Source organism: Pseudomonas sp. PS01299, assembly GCF_029960145.1.
Taxonomy (GTDB): Bacteria; Pseudomonadota; Gammaproteobacteria; order Pseudomonadales; family Pseudomonadaceae; genus Aquipseudomonas; species Aquipseudomonas putida_A.
Map to the genome: position 1 here is coordinate 1 of NZ_JASCPO010000541.1, position 245 is coordinate 245.

Sequence of the window (245 nt, forward strand, 5' to 3'; positions counted from 1 at the left end):
TCCGCCGAGGCCGAACCGTCTGCCGGCGGCGGGGTGTCACTGACGACGTAATCCCAGAACAGCTGCTCCAGGTCGATCAGCCGAGCAATCAGCGACTCGTCGCGTTCGATGCGATGGATCTCCAGGTGCTGACCACCCAGCAAGACCGCTACATCCGCCGCCTGCTTGCCAGTCACGGCCAGCTGGTGCATCACTTGTAACTGCACATACTCCGGCACGCCCTCTTTCCAGAGGCGCGCGCCGTT

At 63.7% G+C, this 245-nt stretch carries 1 pseudogene; it reads right to left on the reverse strand.

Features of this window, described 5'->3' with window-relative positions:
• Positions 1 to 245, reverse strand: a pseudogene (locus QMX91_RS31470) (alkaline phosphatase); the annotation flags it as partial.